Raw genomic sequence first — 19198 nt, 5'->3', positions numbered from 1 at the left:
TGTCTGCGTCAAATAGTCGGGCGCGATGCCCATGAGCCTGTTCCTTGCGAGCGCAGCAGGTGTCGCGCTGGATGCAGTATTCGGTGAGCCAAAGGGCTGGCATCCGCTGGTCGCTTTCGGCCAGATGGCGGAGCGTATCGAGCAGCGCTTCAATCAGTCGGGTGGCGGTTGGCGCAGCCATGGCGTGAGCGCGTGGTGCATCGCTGTACTGCCGATTACGCTGGTGGTCGGCCTGCTTGCGCAGGTCCCGGCGTTTGGCTGGTGTGTGGAGATTTTCGCCCTGTATTTCGCCCTCGGCCTGAAAAGCCTTGGCGAGCATGCGCATGCAGTGGTTAAAGCATTGCGTCTGGGTGATCTGTCGCTGGCGCGTGAGCGTGTCGGTTATATGGTCAGCCGCAATACCCGTGAGCTGGACGCGACCGGGGTGGCCCGTGCAGGTACTGAGTCTGTACTTGAAAACGGCAGTGACGCGGTGTTTGCCAGCCTGTTCTGGTTTCTTGTTGCGGGCGCTCCCGGCGTGGTGTTGTGCCGGCTGAGCAATACCCTCGATGCGATGTGGGGTTATCGCACCGAGCGCTTCGAGCGTTTCGGTTGGGCCGCGGCCAAGATAGATGACCTGCTCAACTATATTCCCGCGCGGCTGGTGGCCCTGACTTACGCGCTGTGCGGGCGCACGCGGCAGGCGCTGCACTGCTGGCGAACCCAGGCGCCACTGTGGGACAGCCCCAATGCCGGGCCGGTAATGGCTGCCGGTGCGGGAGCGCTTAATGTCACCTTGGGCGGGCCGGCTTATTACCACGGCGAGTTGCATGAGCGGCCCGAGTTGGGCGACGGTCCGCAGCCGCGGGCACGTGATATCGAACGAGCAATGAATCGCGTCTGGGCCGGGGTGCTGTTGTGGTTGCTTATCGTACTTGGCGTCGAGCTGACCCTTGCTTGAGCATGGCGGCCGGCTGCGCGAAGCTGCGCAGAAGTACAACATTGCGCTTTCGCTGTGGCTGGACTTGTCGACCGGTATTGCCCCGTATACGCCAAAACTGGCGACGGTCAGCGCTGATGCATGGCGTCGTTTACCCGAGCTGGATGACGGCCTTGAGGCGGCGGCTTGCGCGTTTTACAGCGCGCCGCAACTATTGCCAGTGGCCGGTTCGCAGGCGGCAATCCAAGCGCTGCCACGCTTGCGTAAGAACCAGCAGGTGGCGATTGTCTCGCCTGCGTACGCCGAGCATCCCGCCGCCTGGCTGCGTGAAGGCCATCAGGTTAACGAAATCGAAGCATCGGCAATCGACGCTTATGTCGGGCAAGTCGATGTGCTGGTGCTGATCAATCCGGGCAATCCGACCGGAACCTTCTATTCACCGCAGCAGTTGTTGGGCTGGCATCGACAGCTTGCCGGGCGGGGCGGCTGGCTGGTGGTCGATGAGGCCTTTATCGACTGCACCCCCGAGCTGAGTGTGGCGGCGCAAACAGCGAAGCCCGGCTTGATCGTGCTCCGTTCGCTGGGCAAGTTCTTTGGCTTGGCCGGTGCGCGTTTGGGCTTTGTGTTGGCGGAGCCCAAAGTGCTGGCGGCGCTCGATGCGATACTCGGACCCTGGACCATCAGCGGGCCTACGCGGCAGATAGCCAGCAGCGTGCTGGCCGACAGACCTGCTCAGCACCTGCAACGTCAGCGGCTGTTGATCGACAGCGCGCGTTTGCAGCAACTGCTAACGGTTAACGGCCTCGAACCAAGCGGCGGCTGCGCATTGTTTCAGCGGGTCGAGTTGGCCGATGCCGAGCAGTTGCATGGGTTTCTGGCCGAGCGCGGCGTGCTGGTGCGGCTCTTCAATACACCTCCAGCTATCCGTTTTGGCTTGCCTGCCGATGAACCCGGCTGGCAGCGGCTGGCACGTGGCTTAAGCGAATTTCAGCAGAGATTAAGATGATCCAAACAGCTCATACCCTGATGGTGCAGGGCACAACTTCGGATGCTGGCAAGAGCACGCTGGTAACGGCGTTGTGTCGCTGGCTGGTGCGCGAGGGCGTTAGCGTCGTGCCGTTCAAACCGCAAAACATGGCGTTGAACAGTGCGGTGACTGCCGACGGCGGCGAGATTGGCCGTGCGCAGGCTGTACAGGCACAGGCCGCGAAGCTGGCCACGCACACCGACATGAATCCGATTCTGCTCAAGCCCAATAGTGATGTTGGCGCCCAGGTGATTATCCATGGGCGGGCGCTGAGCAACATGGATGCGGTGGCTTATCACGATTACAAGAAGGTCGCGATGAATGCCGTGCTCGAATCTCACCAACGCCTCAGCGCGGCTTATCAGGTGGTCATGGTGGAGGGCGCCGGTTCGCCTGCCGAGATTAATTTACGCGCCGGTGATATCGCCAACATGGGTTTTGCCGAGGCTGTGGATTGCCCGGTCATCATCATTGCAGACATCGACAAGGGCGGCGTATTTGCGCATCTGGTGGGCACGCTAGAGTTGCTTTCACCGAGCGAGCAGGCGCGGGTAAAGGGGTTTGTGATCAATCGCTTTCGTGGCGACATTGCCTTGCTGCAGCCCGGCCTCGACTGGTTGGAGGCACGCACCGGCAAGCCGGTGTTGGGCGTGCTGCCGTACCTGATGGATTTTCATCTTGAAGCCGAAGACGCAATCGACCAACGTCAAAGCGTCAAAGCCTGCGAGCAACTCAAGGTGGTTGTGCCGGTGCTGCCGCGCATCAGCAACCACACCGATTTCGACCCGCTGCGCTTGCATCCGCAAGTCGAGTTGGTATTTGTCGGCCCCGGTCAGGCCATTCCGCCGGCAGATCTGATTATTTTGCCGGGCTCGAAAAGCGTGCGTGCCGACCTGCATTTCTTGCGCGAGCAGGGCTGGGATCAAGCGCTCAGCAAGCATCTGCGTTATGGCGGAAAAGTCATCGGCATTTGTGGTGGCATGCAGATGCTTGGTCAGTCGATTGATGACCTCGATGCCATCGAAGGCACGGCTGGCAGTAGTCAGGGTTTGGGCTTGCTTGAAATCGACACGGTGCTGCGCGAGCACAAGCAACTGCGCAATGTGCAGGGCCGCCTGTGCCTCGAAAGTGCCGCTGTCAGCGGTTATGAAATTCATGCGGGAGTGACCACGGGCGCCGGGCTTTTGCAACCCGCCGTGAACCTGGATGACGGCCGCACCGATGGCGCCATCAGCGCCGATGGAAACGTGTTGGGCACCTATCTTCACGGCTTGTTTGAGTCCACTGCTGCTACCACGGCGTTGCTCGGTTGGGCTGGTTTGCGTGAGGTCGAGGCGGTTGATTACCACGCTCTGCGCGAGCGCGATATCGAGCGGCTGGCGGACATGGTCGTTGATCACTTGGATACTGCAAAACTGCGCGCACTTTGCGGCCTGCCTGCAGCGAGTGCTGTCCATGGTTGATTTGATTCTCGGCGGCGCCCGTTCCGGTAAGAGCAAATTGGCTGAAAAGCTGGCATCTGAGAGCGGGCTGCAGGTGACTTATATCGCCACCAGCGAGGCGCTGGATGGCGAGATGAGTGAGCGTATTCGTCATCATCGCGAACGTCGCCCCGGCCATTGGCAATTATGTGAGGAGCCGCTGGAGCTGGCCCGTGTGCTGCGTGAAAACGCCGCTGAGCAGCGTTGCCTGCTGGTCGATTGCCTGACGTTGTGGCTGAGTAATTTGTTGCTGCTTGATGATCCGCAGCGTCTGGCAAGCGAGCGTGATGCGCTGCTGGCGACGCTGGCCGATTTGCCCGGGCGGATTATTTTGGTGAGTAACGAGACCGGTCTGGGCGTGGTACCGATGGGCCAACTCAGCCGGCGTTTTGTGGATGAAGCCGGCTGGTTGCATCAGGCGCTGGCCGAGCGCAGCGAGCGCGTGGTGTTTTGTGTGGCAGGTTTACCGATGGTTTTAAAAGGGCAGTTATGAGTAGTCAGGCGTGGTGGCAACAACCAGCGAAAGCAATTGATCAGGCCGCGCGTGCACAGGCTCAAGCCCGCCAGCAGGTACTGACCAAACCCAGCGGCTCGCTCGGCCAGCTGGAGCAACTGGCAATTGAACTCGCCGGTATGCAGGGCCTTGAGCTGCCGCAGGTTGATGCGGTTTCGATCTGTGTATTTGCCGGTGATCACGGTATTGCCGCTGAAGGCGTATCGGCGTACCCGCAAGCCGTTACCGGCCAGATGCTGGCAAACTTTGTTAATGGCGGTGCGGCGATCAGCGTGCTGGCGCGCAGCCTTGGCGCGTACATGCAGGTGATTGATCTGGGCACCGCTACAGCGTTGCCTGAACTGGCGGGCGTGAAGCATCTGGCGCTGGGCAAGGGCACGGCAAATTTCGCCCAAACCCGCGCCATGACTACGGAGCAGTGCCGCGCGGCATTGGCTGCTGGACGTGACGCCGTACTGCAAGCTGATGTGCCGAAATCTCAGCTGTTCATCGGCGGCGAAATGGGCATCGCCAATACCACCTCGGCCACGGCGCTGGCCTGCGCGTTACTGGATTGCCCCGTGGCAGATTTAACCGGCCCGGGCGCTGGGTTGGATCACGCTGGCGTGCTGCACAAGATTGCAGTGATCGAAGCTGCGCTGGCGCTGCATCGCCCGCAGTTGGACGATCCGTTAGCGATTTTGCAGTGCCTGGGCGGGTTTGAGATTGCGGCGTTAGTCGGGGCGTATCTCGCCGCCGCACAAGGCGGAATCACTGTGCTGGTCGATGGCTTTATTTGCAGCGTTGCCGCCTTGCTTGCCGTGCGTCTCAATCCATCGTGCCGGGCGTGGTTACTGTTTGCTCATCAAGGTGCAGAGCCCGGCCATGCCCGGGTATTGCAAGCACTTGAAGCCACGCCTTTGCTGCAATTGGGGCTGCGACTGGGCGAGGGCAGTGGTGCGGCACTGGCCACGCCTCTGCTGCAAATGGCCTGTAAACTCCATGGCCAAATGGCCACCTTTGATCAGGCCGCTGTGGCGAATCGCAGCTGATGAATCTGCTGATCGACTTGCTGCGCCACGGTGAAACCGAACGCGGTGGCGGGCTGCGCGGCAGCATTGATGATGCACTCACAGCGCTGGGCTGGGAGCAGATGCACGCCACTGCCAGCCAACTGCCGCGTTGGGATCGACTGGTCAGTTCGCCCTTGCAGCGCTGTCGTTTATTCGCCGAAGCGCTGGCGCAAAGCAGCGGTGCGCCCTTGAGTATTGAGGCAGATTTACAAGAACTGCATTTTGGCGAATGGGAAGGGCGCAGCCCTGCCGATTTGATGCTTACCCATGAGCAGCAACTCGGGCAGTTCTGGGCCGATCCCTATGCCTATACACCGCCAGGCGGTGAGCCCGTTGCAGAGTTTTCTGCGCGCGTGTTCGGCGCCCTGGATCGCCTGCAAGCACGCTTTGACGGAGAGCGCGTTTTGCTTGTGACGCATGGCGGGGTAATCCGTCTGCTCTCTGCGTTCGCCCGTGGCTTGCCGCGTGAGCAGTTGCTGCAAGTGGTGGTTGGCCATGGCGAGTGTGTGCACCTGCAACGCAACACGGAGGGCCGCTTGTGTCTGGTCTGAGCTTGCCTCTACTGATCGCCGTGCAGTTTCTCACGCGCCTGCCGGTACGTTTACAAGCGATGCCGAGTGATCAGCAACTGGGCCGTTCGCTGCTTTGGTATCCGCTGGTTGGGTTGCTCATCGGCGCCTTGCTGGTGCTCCTGCAATGGTGCTTGGCGAACACCCACAGTTTGCTCCAGGCCGCTCTGTTATTAGCGGTGTGGGTGGCAATCAGCGGCGCCTTGCATCTCGATGGGCTGGCCGATTGCGCTGATGCCTGGGTTGGCGGGCTGGGCGATCGCGAGCGAACCCTGAGCATCATGAAAGACCCGCGCAGCGGTCCGGTAGCCGTAGCCGTGCTGGTGGTGGTGCTGTTGCTCAAGTTCGCTGCACTGGTGGCGCTGATCGAGGCGGGGCATGGCATGTGGTTACTGCTTGCACCCTGGATTGCCCGCTGCGCCATGCCATTGTTGTTCATGACCACGCCGTATGTGCGAGCCAATGGCTTGGGCGCGGCGCTGGCGGCGAATTTGCCGGGCACGATGATGACGCGGGTGTTGCTGCTCAACGCCGCTGTGCTGGTGCTGCTGTTTGGCGTTGCGGGTGGGGTTGGGCTGCTGGTCGCTGGTTTTGTCTTATTGGTACTGCGGCGCGCAATGATCCGGCGAATTGCAGGAATGACGGGTGATACCGCTGGCGCTGTGCTTGAATTGATAGAATGTGGGGTATTAGTCGCCTTGGCCATTTAGCTGCTGAGTGCATCCCCCAATAGTCCACAATAATAATTCAGAGCACTCGCTTGATGCGGTTACCGCTAGCCTTTCTGTTGGGTATCGTTTTGAGTTGCCAGCCCTTGCAGGCGCAGCCGCAACCGCAGTCGCTGAACTGGGCGATTGTGCCGATGCCCGGCATCTTCAATGTTGAAGGGGGCAAGCCTGTATCCGGTGCTTTGTACGAAGCCACCCAGCTTATCGATGCGCAAATGCCCGAAGTGCAGGTGCGTTATCAGGTGATGTCTTTGCTGCGCATGCGCCAGAGCCTGCGCAAACAATTGCAGCTGTGCAGCAATGGCCTGCTGCAAACCCCGGCACGCGATAAGCAGGGATATTTCATTCCGTATCTGTTATCCACGCCGATGCATCTGTTGGTGCGTCAGCCAACCCTGAATCAACTGCTTTTGGAGAACGGCGAGGTAAGCCTCGACTGGCTGTTTGCCAACCCTTATCTGCGTGGCGCTATTGCCACTGCCCGCCAATACCCGGATGACATCAGCGCGCAATTGATCAAAGCGCGTGACAGCGGAACCCTGCAAGAATTGACCGGCAGCCTGTCCGGCGAAAACCTGTTGCTGATGGTCAGCTACCACCGGCTCGATTATGCCTTCGACTACCCGATGGCCTACAGCGAAGTGGCCAGCAACTATACGCTCAGTGACCCGTTGATCAGTGTGCCGCTGAAAGAGAGCAAGGAATTACTGCCAGTTGGAGTTTACTGCCCGCGTACTCCGTGGGGGCTGGAAATGGCCAAGCGGATTGATCAAGCCGTTCGCGAGGCTACCCGCAACAATCAAGCCTTCATGGCGCTGCACCAACGTTGGTTGCCCGCCGAGGTGTACACGCGCTTCACGCCCCAACTCCTGCGCTTCTATGAAGGGCGTTCAGCCACTGCACTGAGTTTTGAGTAGCTCAACTCGTCGTACCTTTCTGCGTTTTGCCGCGCCTTGTTTGCGCTTTCTTGACGACTAATCAACGAATCTTTCACACCGGCACGGTCATATTGCGCGCATTCACTTAATAGGAATGCTAATCATGAAGTTTAAACGTCTCATTAACTCGTCAGTCATCACCACCTGCGCCTTGTTGAGTGTCGCTGCATCCAGCGCCTTCGCGCAGGACAGCGCGTACGAACTGACGGTAAAGAATCACCAGTTTTCACCCGCTCCGCTGACTATCCCGGCAGACACCAAAGTCAAGATCACCCTGACCAATCAGGACACGACCACGGCCGAATTCATCAGCGATGACTTCAAGGGCGGCAAGTTGGCCAAAGGCGGCAAGACCGTGAGCTTCTTTATCGGCCCGCTCAAGGCCGGTACTTACAGCTTTTATGACGAGTACCACGAAGCGGCGTCGAAGACGCAATTGATCGTCCAGTAATCGGTGCCTGACCCATGCTCTCTACCGCGTTGATCGTGTTTCGTGAAATTGTAGAAGCCGCACTGGTTGTCTCGATCGTGTTGGCGGCCACACGCGGCGTTGCTAGCCGCGGCCGTTGGGTTGGCGGCGGTGTGCTTGCCGGGATCGGCGGCGCCGGGTTACTGGCGTTGTTTGCCGATGCGCTCAGTGAGCTGGCCAGCGGCATGGGCCAGGAAGTATTCAATGCCCTGGTGATGCTGATCGCGGTGGTCATGCTTGGCTGGCACAGCATCTGGATGGGCCAGCATGGCCGGGAAATGTCTGCCCAGTTGAATGAGATGGGGCAGGCGGTTGTCACCGGCAATAAATCCCTCGCCGCCATGGCAATTGTTGTGGCGCTGGCGATATTGCGTGAAGGCTCGGAAACCGTGCTGTTCTTGTATGGCATCGCGGTGAGCGAGCCGGGGCAGGCCTGGCCAATGATGGCGGGCGGGCTGCTGGGTATCACCGCCGGGATTGCAGTTGGCGTGGCGATCTACTTCGGGCTGATGCGCATGGCCATGCGCCATTTGTTCAAGGTAACCAATGCCTTGGTAATCCTGATGGCTGCCGGTATGGCCAGCCAGTGTGCCGGGTTTCTGGTGGCGGCAGACTGGTTGCCAGCCCTTGGCGACACGCTGTGGGACACTTCTGCACTGCTGAGCGAGCACAGCATCACCGGTAAGTTGCTGCACACCCTGATCGGCTACACCGCGCAGCCTTCAGGCGTGCAAGTGCTGGCCTATCTCGCCTGCCTGAGCGTGATTCTGGGGCTGGGTTGGCTGACTGCCCGGCCAAAAGCCCTACAGCCGCAAATGAGCCACTAAGAACGCCAGCAACCGTTGGCCGGGTGCTGGCGGTTGCGCTCATTCTTGCCGGTTGAAGAGGTGCGCAGCCACGTTGCCAACCAGCAATCGTTCACATTCTCAGCACATAAAATTCACCTGAGGGCGAATACATTGGCTGTGTATGAACTGCACGATGGGCGTTGGCGTTTTGCCGGAGGCCATCGTTTGACGCAGTTGGATCAACCCACTTTTTGACTGTCGTGAGCCCATCATGAGCCATGCAAACGCGTCCGCTAACAGCCTGCTGAACAAAGTCCCTGCGGTCACCCTGATCTTCTGGATCATCAAGATCTTGTCGACCACAGTGGGTGAAACAGGTGCGGATTACCTGATCTTCAAACTGCATTTCGGCCTGCCGCTGACCTCTGTACTGATGAGTGCGGTGCTGGTTTTGGCCATCGCCATTCAGCTGCGTGCAGACCGTTACGTGCCTTGGAAATATTGGCTGGCGGTGGTGCTGGTGAGTATCGTCGGCACGCTTATTTGTGACAGTTTAGTGGATACCTACGGCGTATCTCTGGTCACCACCACGGTGCTGTTCAGCGTGGCATTGCTGGTCACCTTTAGTTGCTGGTACGCCAGCGAAAAAAGCTTGTCGATTCTGAGCATTTACCGAGGCCGGCGCGAGTATTTCTATTGGTTGGCGATTCTGGTGACGTTCGCGCTTGGCACCGCAGCTGGTGACTTGTTGGGTGAGGAAATGGGCCTTGGTTATGCCGTGTCGGCGCTGTTGTTTGCGGCGGCTATCGGCGTGGTTGCGATTGCCCACTACCTGTTCGGCCTTAACTCGGTTGCGACATTCTGGATTGCCTACATCCTGACTCGCCCGTTTGGTGCATCCTGCGGCGACTGGCTGTCTCACTCGGTCGCCAAAGGTGGGCTGGGTCTGGGTACGGTGGGCACCAGCGAGATATTTCTGGTGGTCATCATCGCTCTGGTTGGTTACCTGAGTTGGCAGCAGCGTGCCGCTCAGCGCCTGGAGTCAGTCCGCTAAGTTCACGCTCAGCAGGCTCTGTTTATCGGCCTGGTGCTCTATTATGTTTAGAAGGGCTTCGCCATGTGCGGGGCTATTAATGGCAGGAGCGTGGTCGATGAAAACACAGGCATGGCTGGTCGTAGCAACTTTGGCCGTTGGCGTAAGCTCGATGAGTTATGCCGATAGCTGCCCGCAACTGTTGCAGGGCGAACTGCCGCGTTTGCGCAGTAAAGACACCATCGACCTGTGCAAGACCTTCGGCGGTCAGCCATTGGTGGTGGTCAATACGGCCAGCTTCTGCGGTTATACCCCGCAGTTCAAAGGGCTTGAGGCGTTGCAACAGCGCTATGCCGAGCAAGGCCTTAAAGTGCTGGGCGTGCCCTCGGATGACTTCAAACAGGAGTCTGCTGATGCGAAGGAAACCGCCAAGGTGTGCTTTGTGAATTACGGGGTGACATTCGATATGACCCAGCCGCAGCAGGTCATGGGCGAGCATGCAGTCGCCTTGTTCAAGGGCCTTGCCGAGCAGAGTCAGGCGCCGCGCTGGAACTTCACCAAGTATGTGGTCGACCGTAAGGGCAAGGTTGTGGCGAGCTTTCCCAGCAGTATCAAGCCGGATGATCCGCAGTTGATTGCTGCGGTCGAGAAGGCGATTGCCAGTACGCAGGAGTAGGCAAAACGGTTAACTCTGGCGGCACGATTATTGTGCTTGTTCTGACCGCCAAAGTGGCTGGCTAACCGTTTCGATTAGAAGCGGTAAGTAACCTGAGCGCCCAGCGCGTGTGCGCTGTTACGGTACGTGGCGCTGTACGAGCCTTTAGTAGCGCTTACGCGATCGATGTGTACATCTTCTTCGTTGAGGTAGGAGTACGCGACGTCAACTGTGATGTCGTCGTTCGGGCTCCAGCCTGCGCCGATGCTGTAAATCGTGCGGTCGCCAGTTGGGATGCGCGGGGACAGGTCGGTGTTGTTGGTCGGTGCCTGATCCAATGCGATACCGGTGCGCAATACCCACTGCTTGTTCAACTGGTATTCAGCGCCTGCAGCAACTGCCCAGGTGTCATGCCAGTTTTCTTCTTCGGTGATTGTGGTCAAAGCACCGCCGTAGGCGCCGCCCACTTGATCGTTCTCAACCACCAGCTTGTCGAAGCGGCTCCAGCGAGTCCAGGTCGCGCCTGCGTGTACGGTCCAGCCGTTGTTCAACTGATGAGTGAGGGAGAAGTCGACCGCTTCAGGCGTAGTCACATCGAGAGATGCGCCGTAACGACCTGCTGAGGTGCCCACTGCACCAACACCGCTGACAGTGGTGTGACCTTCGAGGCTGTACTCAACCTTCGAGTGGTAGGTAACGCCAAGACGGGTCGACGGGGTGATTTCGTACATCAGGCCGAAGTTGTAACCGTAGCCGACGTCATCGCCTTTGATATCAACTTCGCCATCTGGAGCGCCTGCCGGTGCAAGGTTTGGCACCTCTGACGTCAGTTCACCTTCGATACGGTTGATCGTCGGACCAAAACCGATCGACAGCTGATCGTTGAAGCGGTAGCTGACAGTTGGCTGAATGGTGATGACGTTCACTTCGCTCTTGTCACCGTAGTAGCGACCGGCAAAGCCGTTTTCATAGTCAGTCGCCAGGCCGAACGGGACATATACGCCCAGACCGAATGCCCAGTTTTCGTCGATCGGCTTAACATAGTAGCCCATCGGAATGGCAACGGTCGGAACCATGTCGCCATCGTTGCTGCCGCCAGGGAAGCCGCTTGCATTGGTGATATCGGCCTTGGCAAAAATAACAGCGGCGCCTGCGGTAACCTGCTCGCGCTCGATCAGCGCCATACCAGCCGGGTTGCCATAAACAGTGCTGGCATCGCTTGCGCTGGAAGCACGGCCGGCGTTGGACATACCCAACGAACTGATGCTTTGTTCGTTGATGGCGAAACCGCTGGCCAGGCTGTAGCTCGAGACAGCTGAAATGGCGAGTGCGAGAGTGCTTTTTAGGATTTTATTGCTCACGGATGACTCCAGATGGAAGCAGGGGCGGCAAAACTACCAGCCTTTAGCGGTGCTTGCCAAGATTTAGACGTGTTCTGTTTTGTAGCAATCCTCGGGAATAATAGAGGCAAAGTGCCGTCATCTACGAAAATGTGAACACTTGTTCTCTGATCTTTCCAGTGGTTCACGCGGCGGATAACGGCGTTTGCACATTGCCCACGCAACGTTGCCAGGCATCCATAAAGTCGCGTTGCCTGCCGTGCGGGTGAAATACCTCGCGCCAAATTCGTGCAAGACCCAGCAAGTCGGCCGCATCGGGTAAGTCGTTGCGCTTGACCTCAATCATCATCCAGGCAATGGCTGTGGCGTAGCGCAGGTTGACTGTGAGCTCGATATGCGGCGAGGCAAGAAAGGCATGCTGGCTGGCAAGGCCGCGAATCTGGCTGGCCAGATCGGGATCATGGGCCAGATGGCGGTCCCACAACTCTTGATGGCTGCGCTCGGCAATGCGATACAAGCCGTGGCCGTGGCGGCAGTCGAGTGCGGTTCCCAGCCCCGACTGACAAGCCGCCGCGCCTAACAGCAGGGCTTCGGCGGCGGCACAGTGACGGCCAAGATAGATCAGGGTTGGCCGGATTACGTGCTGACAGAGTTCACTCGCTGCAATACCCATATCAACCTCGAGAAAATGGACCGGTGGAGCAGGGCGCGTGGCAGCTTTTGATTCTTTTACTATTGCCCCACCGGGAGTGGGGTTAGCCACTCATTCTCAAGTGTAGTGCGACCTTTGTGCTGTAAAGGACTGTTTTTAAATTGTTTTCAGCTTTAGGTTATTGCCTATATAGCGCATCGTGCTTAGCACGACGGGTAAAGTCGGCATGTCTATATGCCAGCACAAGCGCCTGTAAGCCCTTTAATCACCCACTGCCACGGGACGCTCTGGTTGGGTGATCCACTCGCTCCAGGAGCCGGCGTAGAGCGGCGCAAGCGGGTAGCCTGCCAGGCACAGGGCGAACAAGTTGTGGCATGCCGTTACACCGGAACCGCAATAGGCAACCAGATCACTGGCAGGCCGGCTGCCGAGCAATGTCGCGAAGCGCTCTTGCAATTGCGCCGGCGCCAGAAAACGGCCTTGTGCATCGAGGTTTTCGGTGAAGGTCGCGCACTGCGCGCCAGGGATATGCCCGGCAACCGGATCGAGCGGTTCGACTTCACCACGAAAGCGCGGCAGGGCGCGGGCGTCCAACAGCGTCAATTGGGTGTCTTGCAGGCGATGCTGCAACTGCGCTGCGCTGATCAGCAGTTGGTTATCCGGGCGGGCAATGAAATTGCCAGGCTCGACGCGCTTCACTTCAGCAGTCAGCGGCAAGCCTGCCTCACGCCAGGCGCGTAAACCGCCGTCGAGTAACGCCACGCCGCTGCGTTTGCCCAGCCATGCCAACAACCACCAAGCGCGTGCTGCAAATGCACCTGGGCCATCGTCGTACAGCACAATCTGCGAGTCGTCATCCACACCCCAGGCTTGCAGCTTTGCACTCAGTGTTGCCGGGTCCGGCAGCGGATGGCGACCGGTAACGCCCTTGCTGACCGGTCCGGACAGATCCTGCTCCAGATCGGCAAAATGGGCCGTGGCAATATGCTCCTGCTGAAAACTGGCAAGACCATAGGCAGGGTCTTCCAGGGCGAAGCGGCAATCGATGACAATTACTTTGCGGTTTTTATCATCAAGCAACTGCTCAAGTTCAGCTGCGCTGATCAACTGGGCGATAGCCATGCGGGCAATTCTCCGGCTGGATTGTTCGGGGCGTGGGCGGGTTCTACTCTCTATAAAGCAAACTACACGTTGTCTATGTGGTCAAAGTTAACGGGTTGTGCTTGCTCTGCAAACCTTAAAAGCACACAGCCCGTTATTCAGTCTTAGCGCCGCCGAGCCGTTTGCTCAGGCGCCCATGGATAAGGAGACACAGCCATGCTGACCCTCACGCACGTAGAGAACAGCAATATCCTTGAGTTCACCCTGGATGGCGATTTCAGCCGCGCCGATTTCGATCAGGTCGCCCAGCAGATGGAGGCGCTGATTGATCAGTACGGCACAATCAAGCTGATCGAGATTGTGCGCAGTATTGGTTCGATCGAACCGTCGGCGCTTTGGGAGGACTTCAAGTTCGCGCCCAAACACCTCAAGCATTTTTCTCAGGTGGCGGTGGTCGCAGACCAGAAGTGGATTGGCTGGCTGAGTAAAATGGTCAAGCCAATGATTCCGGGAGAGGTTCGCCATTTTGAGCTGAGCCAGTTGCAGCAGGCCCGCGACTGGATTCACGGGGTCGAGCCGGTCACCGTCTGATATTCATCGGCTAACCTGTGCAGCGCTGGCGACGCTGCTGTATGGTGCGCGCTTCGGGTCGATCCCACTGTTATAAGAGCCTGCCATGAAGCGTTTTGTGCTGCTGGATACCGCTGAAATCCCTGGCACGCAAGGTGCGCTGTGCCTGTTTGAATACGGCGATGATTTTGTCATCAAAATTGCCGGTGGCGATGGCGGCCAATTGATGAACACGCGCATGCATGGCTCTGAAGACGCGCTGGCCGCCATCCCCTGCAAGAAAATTGCCTCACGCGCCAATGCCCGCGTACTGATCGGCGGGCTCGGCATGGGTTTCACACTGGCTTCGGCGCTGGCGCATTTACGCGCAGATGCCGAAGTGGCTGTGGCCGAGTTGGTGCCGGGTGTGGTCGAGTGGAATCGCGGGCCGCTGGGCGCCAAGTCCTCCTACCCGTTGAATGATCCGCGCACCCGGCTGATTCAAGGCGATGTCGCCGAGGTGCTGAAAAGCCAGAACGCTGCCTACGACGCAATCATGCTCGATGTGGATAACGGCCCCGAAGGTCTGACGCAGAAGTCCAACAGTTGGCTGTACTCGGCCGCCGGTCTGCATCAGTGCCATCGTGCATTGCGCGCGGGAGGCATGTTGGCAGTGTGGTCTTCATCGGCGGATCGCAAGTTTACTGAAATGGTCAGCCGCGCCGGTTTCAGTGTCGAGCCGGTGCAGGTCTATGCCCACGGTAATCGCGGCACACGGCACACCATCTGGATCGCCCAGAAACGCGCGTAGCCTTCAAGCTAATCATTGCAATAAACAGTGTGTGAGCGCGCAGGGCTTTTTTCGAGGCAGGGTTTGGCCGGACGAGGAACAGATTCGGCTGATTGTGCTGGGCGCCTGAGGGCTAATTGCGGGATGCAGATGTGAAGCGAGCGCCGCGCCTTCGGTTACGAAGACGAGGCGCTCGGGCTTCTGCGCCGACCTGATGAGTTAGCGCCTGGCAGCAAAGTGCCTTCAGGAAACTCCCGTTCAGCGTTGCAGCTTTGCGGGAGATTGCGTGTGCAGATTGTGTCCGCACACGCTGTGTTGCGCGGTTTAGCCGATGGTCATCAGGCTGGCGTTGCCGCCTGCTGCTGCGGTGTTGACGCTCAACGAGTGCTCGACCAGCAGACGCTCCATCGGAATGTCGGTCTCGCCTTTGTTGAGGCCGTTAACTCCAATGATTGCACCCGGACGCTGGGCTGCTTGCAGGCAGACTTCGCGCAGTTGGTCGGAGTCTCCGTGGTGGATAATCGAGTCGAACGCGTTATCGCAGGTGGTCCAGTCGGTGATCAGCTGAATGCGTTGCTGCACCTCTTTCGGCAACTTGGCGTGCAGTTCGCTGTGGTTTTCCGGCCACAGAGCAATGCTGCCCACGGCCAGTACCGCCGCCAGTTGCAACAGCAGGTCTTGCTCGTCATCGGCCAGGCACAGCACGTGCTCGCGGGCGATCAGGCTATACGAGTTACGCTCACCGGTCGGGCCAGGCAGCAGTTGGCTGATACCGCTTTGCGCCAGTGCTGCAAGTTTCTCGGCCTGGATTGCCAGCTCAGGACGCTCCTTGGCAGCCCATTCGCACAGCGCAGCAAAGGCCTTGCTCTGGGTGGCCGGCAGTTGCGCTGGCGTTGCGTCTGGGGCATCGCTGCGCAGTTGCTGCACCAGTGCATCTTGTGGGCGCTGCGACAGCAGGCGATACAGATACAGCGGTCCGCCCGCTTTCGGGCCGGTGCCAGACAGGCCTTCGCCACCGAACGGCTGCACGCCAACCACGGCGCCAACAATGTTGCGGTTAACGTACATGTTGCCGACCTTGGCGGTGCTGACAACCTGGCTGATGGTCTCGTCGATGCGCGTGTGCACGCCCAGCGTCAGGCCATAACCGCTGGCGTTGATCTGGTCGAGCAGGGCAGGCAGTTCGTTGCGCTGGTAACGCACGACGTGCAGTACCGGGCCAAAAATTTCACGCTCAAGCTCGGCGAAGCTTTCGAGTTCGATCAGGGTCGGGGTAACAAAAGTACCGCGCTGCATCACATCGCCGGCCACGCGAGCCAACTGGAATACCTTGCGACCTTTGTCGCGCATGCCCTGAATGTGACGCTCGATGTTGCCCTTGGCTTCGGCATCAATCACCGGGCCAATGTCAGTGTTGAGATGCTCAGGGTTGCCCATGGTGTATTCCGCCATGGCGCCTTTAAGCATTTCCAGCACGCGATCGGCCACGTCGTCCTGTACACACAGAACGCGCATCGCCGAGCAGCGCTGACCGGCGCTGTCGAATGCCGATGTAACAACGTCGATGACTACCTGTTCCGTGAGCGCCGAGGAGTCGACGATCATTGCGTTCTGACCGCCGGTTTCTGCGATCAGCGGAATCGCCCGGCCATGAGCGTCCAGGCGGCCGGCGAGGTTGCGCGCAATAATCCGCGCAACTTCGGTGGAGCCGGTGAACATCACGCCGCGAACACGTTCGTCGGCAATCAATGCCGCGCCAACAGTCTCGCCTTGGCCCGGCAGCAGTTGGACTGCACCTTCCGGTACGCCGGCTTCACGCAGAATGCGCACCGCCTGTGCGGCGATCAGCGGAGTTTGTTCGGCTGGCTTGGCGAGCACGGTGTTACCGGCTGCCAATGCTGCCGCCACCTGGCCGCTGAAAATTGCCAGCGGGAAGTTCCACGGGCTGATGCACACAACCGGGCCCAGCGGGCGGTGGCTGTCGTTGGCGAAGAAATCACGCGCCTGCACCGCGTAGTAACGCAGGAAGTCGACGGCTTCGCGAACTTCGGCAATCGCGTTGTTGAAGGTCTTGCCGGACTCGCGCACCAGCAGGCCCATCAGTTGTTGCATTTCTGCTTCCATCTGATCGGCTGCGCGTTCAAGCACGGCGGCGCGCTCGGCAGGCTGGGTCGATTGCCAGATCTGGCCGCTCGACACGGCGCACAGCACGGCGTTGTGTGCATCTTCAACGCTGGCTTCAATGACCTGACCGACGATGTCGCGGTGTTCGGCCGGGTTCTTGATCGCTTGCGCGGCGCTGGCAGTCGAGGCTTCACAACCCAGCATCGGCTGCGCGATGTAGGCGTTGTTGGTGCTGCTCAGCAGCGCCGAAGACAGCGAGGCAAGGCGGTGTTCGTTGGCCATGTCCAGACCGCTAGAGTTGGCGCGTTTGTCACCGTACAGATCACGCGGCAGCGGGATGCGCGGGTGCGGCAGGCCGAGGCCGCCTTCGTGTGCAGCCATCTGCTCGATCTGGGTGACCGGGTCCAGCACCAGCTCTTTGAGCGAGATGCTCTGGTCGGCAATGCGGTTGACGAACGAAGTGTTGGCGCCGTTTTCCAGCAGGCGACGCACCAGATATGCCAGCAGAGTTTCGTGGCTGCCAACCGGTGCATAAATACGGCACGGACGGTTCAGTTTGCCGTCGCTGATCTTGCCGACAACCTGCTCGTAAAGTGGCTCACCCATGCCGTGCAGGCACTGGAATTCATATTGGCCCGGGTAGTAGTTCTGGCCGGCCAGATGATAGATCGCCGAAAGGCTGTGGGCGTTGTGTGTTGCGAATTGCGGGTAGATGGCTTCCGGCACGGCGAGCAGTTTGCGCGCGCAGGCAATGTAGGAAACATCGGTGTAAGGCTTGCGGGTGTAAACCGGATAACCTTCGAGGCCATTGACCTGCGCCAGCTTGATCTCGCTGTCCCAGTAAGCCCCTTTAACCAGACGAATCATCAGGCGATGACGGCTGCGCTTGGCCAGATCAATCAGGTAATCGATAACGAACGGGCAGCGCTTTTGGTAGGCCTGAATCACAAAGCCGATACCGTTCCAGCCACTCAGCGACGGCTCGAAACACAGGCGCTCGAGCAGGTCGAGCGACAGCTCCAGACGGTCTGCTTCTTCGGCGTCGATGTTGATGCCGATGTCGTACTGCTTGGCCAGTTGAGTCAGGCTCAGCAGTGTCGGGTACAACTCGTCCATCACGCGCTCGTATTGGGCGCGGCTGTAACGCGGGTGAATCGCCGACAGCTTGATCGAGATGCCCGGGCCTTCGTAAATGCCGCGACCGTGCGAGGCTTTACCGATGGCGTGAATGGCTTGCTCGTAAGAGGCCAGATAACGCTTGGCGTCTTCTTCGGTGAGCGCGGCTTCACCGAGCATGTCGTAGGAATAACGGAAGCCTTTGTCTTCGAGCTTGGTTGCATTGGCCAGTGCTTCGGCAATGGTTTCGCCGGTGACGAACTGCTCGCCCATCAGGCGCATCGCCATGTCCACGCCTTTGCGGATCACCGGCTCGCCGCTCTTGCCGATCAGGCGATTGAGGGTCGAGCTCATGCCGGCTTCGTTGTGTGTCGACACCAGTTTGCCGGTGATCAACAGGCCCCACGAAGCGGCGTTGACGAACATCGACGGGCTCTGGCCGAGGTGGGTGCTCCAGTTACCGTTGCTGATCTTGTCGCGAATCAGGGCGTCGCGGGTGCCTTTGTCCGGGATGCGCAACAGCGCTTCAGCCAGACACATCAGGGCTACACCTTCCTGCGACGACAGCGAGAATTCTTGCAGCAGGCCTTGAACCAGGCCCTGGCGGCCGCCAGCGCTCTTCTGGTTGCGCAGTTTTTCAGCGATTTTCAGCGCCAGCTTCTGTGAGCCATCGGCCATTTCTTTGGACAGGCGAGCCTGTTCCAGCAATACCGGCACCACTTCTTCTTCAGGGCGGCGGTAGGCGGCGGTGATCGAGGCGCGCAGAACCGATTGCGGCAGGATGTGCTCGGCAAATTCGAGGAAGCACTGCAGGCTTTGTTCGCTCAGCAATTCCGGGGACTCATCACCCAGTGCGGCGGCGCTGACAGCTGACATCTCGGTTGGCGAAAGGCCGTTTTCGAGCTGCTCCAGATAGTTGAAGATCGCCTGCTTGATCAGCCAGTGAGGAGTGCGGTCGATGGCGTGCGCGGCCTGCTTGAGGCGGTCGCGGGTTGCATCGTCTAGTTTAACGCCAAGTGTTGTAGTGGCCATCTGGAGTCCTATTGTGTTTATGCGCTGCAAAGCAGGCGCGAGAATAAACCCAGTGGTTACAAAGGTGCAACTAGGTGCAACCCAAAAGATGGCTGCCTTTTGTCGGGTTGTACCTTCTGTTTTGTGGGTACTACCTTTGCTTTTTACCCAGGCAGAATGCGGCACTTCTTGAGATCTGTCCCTTTGCTCGGTTGTGCGGCTGCAGCGTCTGCGGGCCAGCGCCGGGACTGCGCCGTGAGCAAAAGTGCCGGGGACAGAGGATTAAGCGTAGTCGCGATTGCTGCTCGGGCCCTGCATCTGCAGGTGATACCGGTGGTGCGA

General features: G+C 59.2%; 18 protein-coding genes. 14 read left to right on the top strand and 4 right to left on the bottom strand.

Features of this window, described 5'->3' with window-relative positions; genetic code table 11:
• Positions 1-31: 31 nt before the first annotated feature.
• From cbiB to BM395_RS01705, 12 genes are all read left to right on the top strand, one after another.
• Entirely contained in the window at positions 32-940 is a 909-nt protein-coding gene (gene cbiB / locus BM395_RS01765) for an adenosylcobinamide-phosphate synthase CbiB (RefSeq protein ID WP_090509191.1), read from the top strand.
• Positions 933-1925, top strand: a complete 993-nt coding sequence (cobD, locus tag BM395_RS01760; RefSeq protein WP_090508665.1) for a threonine-phosphate decarboxylase CobD — start codon at positions 933-935, stop codon at positions 1923-1925. The genes cbiB and cobD overlap by 8 nt, the downstream gene beginning before the upstream one ends.
• A complete protein-coding gene (locus tag BM395_RS01755) occupies positions 1922-3409 on the top strand; it encodes a cobyric acid synthase (protein ID WP_090508664.1) in 1488 nt (495 codons plus the stop codon). Before cobD ends, BM395_RS01755 begins: the two co-directional genes overlap by 4 nt.
• Positions 3402-3920 (top strand): bifunctional adenosylcobinamide kinase/adenosylcobinamide-phosphate guanylyltransferase, encoded by a 519-nt coding sequence (gene cobU, locus BM395_RS01750; protein WP_090508663.1) that lies wholly within the window; start codon positions 3402-3404, stop codon positions 3918-3920. The genes BM395_RS01755 and cobU overlap by 8 nt, the downstream gene beginning before the upstream one ends.
• Positions 3917-4972, top strand: a complete 1056-nt coding sequence (gene cobT / locus BM395_RS01745; protein WP_090508662.1) for a nicotinate-nucleotide--dimethylbenzimidazole phosphoribosyltransferase — start codon at positions 3917-3919, stop codon at positions 4970-4972. The genes cobU and cobT overlap by 4 nt, the downstream gene beginning before the upstream one ends.
• Positions 4972-5544 (top strand): alpha-ribazole phosphatase family protein, encoded by a 573-nt coding sequence (gene cobC, locus BM395_RS01740; protein WP_090508661.1) that lies wholly within the window; start codon positions 4972-4974, stop codon positions 5542-5544. Before cobT ends, cobC begins: the two co-directional genes overlap by 1 nt.
• Complete coding sequence (locus BM395_RS01735; protein ID WP_090508660.1) at positions 5532-6272, top strand: adenosylcobinamide-GDP ribazoletransferase; 741 nt, start codon at positions 5532-5534, stop codon at positions 6270-6272. Before cobC ends, BM395_RS01735 begins: the two co-directional genes overlap by 13 nt.
• 53 nt (positions 6273-6325) lie before the next feature.
• Positions 6326-7207, top strand: coding sequence for a hypothetical protein (locus BM395_RS01730; protein WP_090508659.1), 882 nt, complete (start codon positions 6326-6328; stop codon positions 7205-7207).
• A gap of 124 nt (positions 7208-7331) precedes the next feature.
• A complete protein-coding gene (locus BM395_RS01725; RefSeq protein ID WP_069899133.1) occupies positions 7332-7679 on the top strand; it encodes a cupredoxin domain-containing protein in 348 nt (115 codons plus the stop codon).
• A gap of 14 nt (positions 7680-7693) precedes the next feature.
• Positions 7694-8524, top strand: coding sequence for an FTR1 family iron permease (locus BM395_RS01720; RefSeq protein ID WP_090508658.1), 831 nt, complete (start codon positions 7694-7696; stop codon positions 8522-8524).
• A 232-nt stretch (positions 8525-8756) separates the two neighbouring features.
• A complete protein-coding gene (locus BM395_RS01710) occupies positions 8757-9539 on the top strand; it encodes a COG4705 family protein (RefSeq protein ID WP_090508656.1) in 783 nt (260 codons plus the stop codon).
• Between the two features lie 151 nt (positions 9540-9690).
• Positions 9691-10194, top strand: a complete 504-nt coding sequence (locus tag BM395_RS01705; RefSeq protein WP_425287577.1) for a glutathione peroxidase — start codon at positions 9691-9693, stop codon at positions 10192-10194.
• 74 nt (positions 10195-10268) lie between these two features.
• On the opposite strand, the gene BM395_RS01700 is transcribed toward BM395_RS01705, so the two are convergent.
• From BM395_RS01700 to BM395_RS01690, 3 genes are all read right to left on the bottom strand, one after another.
• Entirely contained in the window at positions 10269-11534 is a 1266-nt protein-coding gene (locus BM395_RS01700) for an OmpP1/FadL family transporter (protein WP_069899125.1), read from the bottom strand.
• Between the two features lie 163 nt (positions 11535-11697).
• Entirely contained in the window at positions 11698-12186 is a 489-nt protein-coding gene (locus tag BM395_RS01695) for a hypothetical protein (RefSeq protein ID WP_090508654.1), read from the bottom strand.
• 240 nt (positions 12187-12426) lie between these two features.
• The gene (locus BM395_RS01690; RefSeq protein WP_090508653.1) at positions 12427-13287 is read right to left on the bottom strand and encodes a sulfurtransferase; all 861 of its coding nucleotides are present in this window, start codon (positions 13285-13287) and stop codon (positions 12427-12429) included.
• 195 nt (positions 13288-13482) lie between these two features.
• On the opposite strand from BM395_RS01690, the gene BM395_RS01685 reads away from it, so the two are divergent.
• Positions 13483-13857 (top strand): SpoIIAA family protein, encoded by a 375-nt coding sequence (locus BM395_RS01685; RefSeq protein ID WP_090508652.1) that lies wholly within the window; start codon positions 13483-13485, stop codon positions 13855-13857.
• Positions 13858-13942: 85 nt separating this feature from the next.
• Positions 13943-14626 (top strand): spermidine synthase, encoded by a 684-nt coding sequence (locus BM395_RS01680; protein WP_069899120.1) that lies wholly within the window; start codon positions 13943-13945, stop codon positions 14624-14626.
• A 303-nt stretch (positions 14627-14929) separates the two neighbouring features.
• Here BM395_RS01680 and putA read toward each other — a convergent pair whose 3' ends face one another.
• A complete protein-coding gene (putA, locus tag BM395_RS01675) occupies positions 14930-18877 on the bottom strand; it encodes a trifunctional transcriptional regulator/proline dehydrogenase/L-glutamate gamma-semialdehyde dehydrogenase (RefSeq protein ID WP_090508651.1) in 3948 nt (1315 codons plus the stop codon).
• Between the last annotated feature and the right edge of the window lie 321 nt (positions 18878-19198).

The sequence above is a fragment of the Pseudomonas marincola genome, from assembly GCF_900116605.1.
GTDB lineage: Bacteria > Pseudomonadota > Gammaproteobacteria > Pseudomonadales > Pseudomonadaceae > Aquipseudomonas > Aquipseudomonas marincola.
Note: the sequence above shows the minus strand (reverse complement) of the source record. Positions and strands in the feature narration are given on the sequence as shown.

What these genes read in the sequence shown, in the direction of transcription:
- BM395_RS01680 (WP_069899120.1), top strand. Translation starts at nt 13,943, where the DNA reads ATGAAGCGTTTTGTGCTGCTGGATACCGCTGAAATCCCTGGCACGCAA.
- BM395_RS01705 (WP_425287577.1), top strand. Translation starts at nt 9,691, where the DNA reads ATGAGTTATGCCGATAGCTGCCCGCAACTGTTGCAGGGCGAACTGCCG.
- cbiB (WP_090509191.1), top strand. Translation starts at nt 32, where the DNA reads ATGAGCCTGTTCCTTGCGAGCGCAGCAGGTGTCGCGCTGGATGCAGTA.
- BM395_RS01695 (WP_090508654.1), bottom strand. Translation starts at nt 12,186, where the DNA reads ATGGGTATTGCAGCGAGTGAACTCTGTCAGCACGTAATCCGGCCAACC.
- cobU (WP_090508663.1), top strand. Translation starts at nt 3,402, where the DNA reads ATGGTTGATTTGATTCTCGGCGGCGCCCGTTCCGGTAAGAGCAAATTG.
- BM395_RS01730 (WP_090508659.1), top strand. Translation starts at nt 6,326, where the DNA reads ATGCGGTTACCGCTAGCCTTTCTGTTGGGTATCGTTTTGAGTTGCCAG.
- BM395_RS01685 (WP_090508652.1), top strand. Translation starts at nt 13,483, where the DNA reads ATGCTGACCCTCACGCACGTAGAGAACAGCAATATCCTTGAGTTCACC.
- cobT (WP_090508662.1), top strand. Translation starts at nt 3,917, where the DNA reads ATGAGTAGTCAGGCGTGGTGGCAACAACCAGCGAAAGCAATTGATCAG.
- BM395_RS01690 (WP_090508653.1), bottom strand. Translation starts at nt 13,287, where the DNA reads ATGGCTATCGCCCAGTTGATCAGCGCAGCTGAACTTGAGCAGTTGCTT.
- BM395_RS01720 (WP_090508658.1), top strand. Translation starts at nt 7,694, where the DNA reads ATGCTCTCTACCGCGTTGATCGTGTTTCGTGAAATTGTAGAAGCCGCA.
- BM395_RS01755 (WP_090508664.1), top strand. Translation starts at nt 1,922, where the DNA reads ATGATCCAAACAGCTCATACCCTGATGGTGCAGGGCACAACTTCGGAT.
- BM395_RS01710 (WP_090508656.1), top strand. Translation starts at nt 8,757, where the DNA reads ATGAGCCATGCAAACGCGTCCGCTAACAGCCTGCTGAACAAAGTCCCT.
- BM395_RS01725 (WP_069899133.1), top strand. Translation starts at nt 7,332, where the DNA reads ATGAAGTTTAAACGTCTCATTAACTCGTCAGTCATCACCACCTGCGCC.
- putA (WP_090508651.1), bottom strand. Translation starts at nt 18,877, where the DNA reads ATGGCCACTACAACACTTGGCGTTAAACTAGACGATGCAACCCGCGAC.
- cobC (WP_090508661.1), top strand. Translation starts at nt 4,972, where the DNA reads ATGAATCTGCTGATCGACTTGCTGCGCCACGGTGAAACCGAACGCGGT.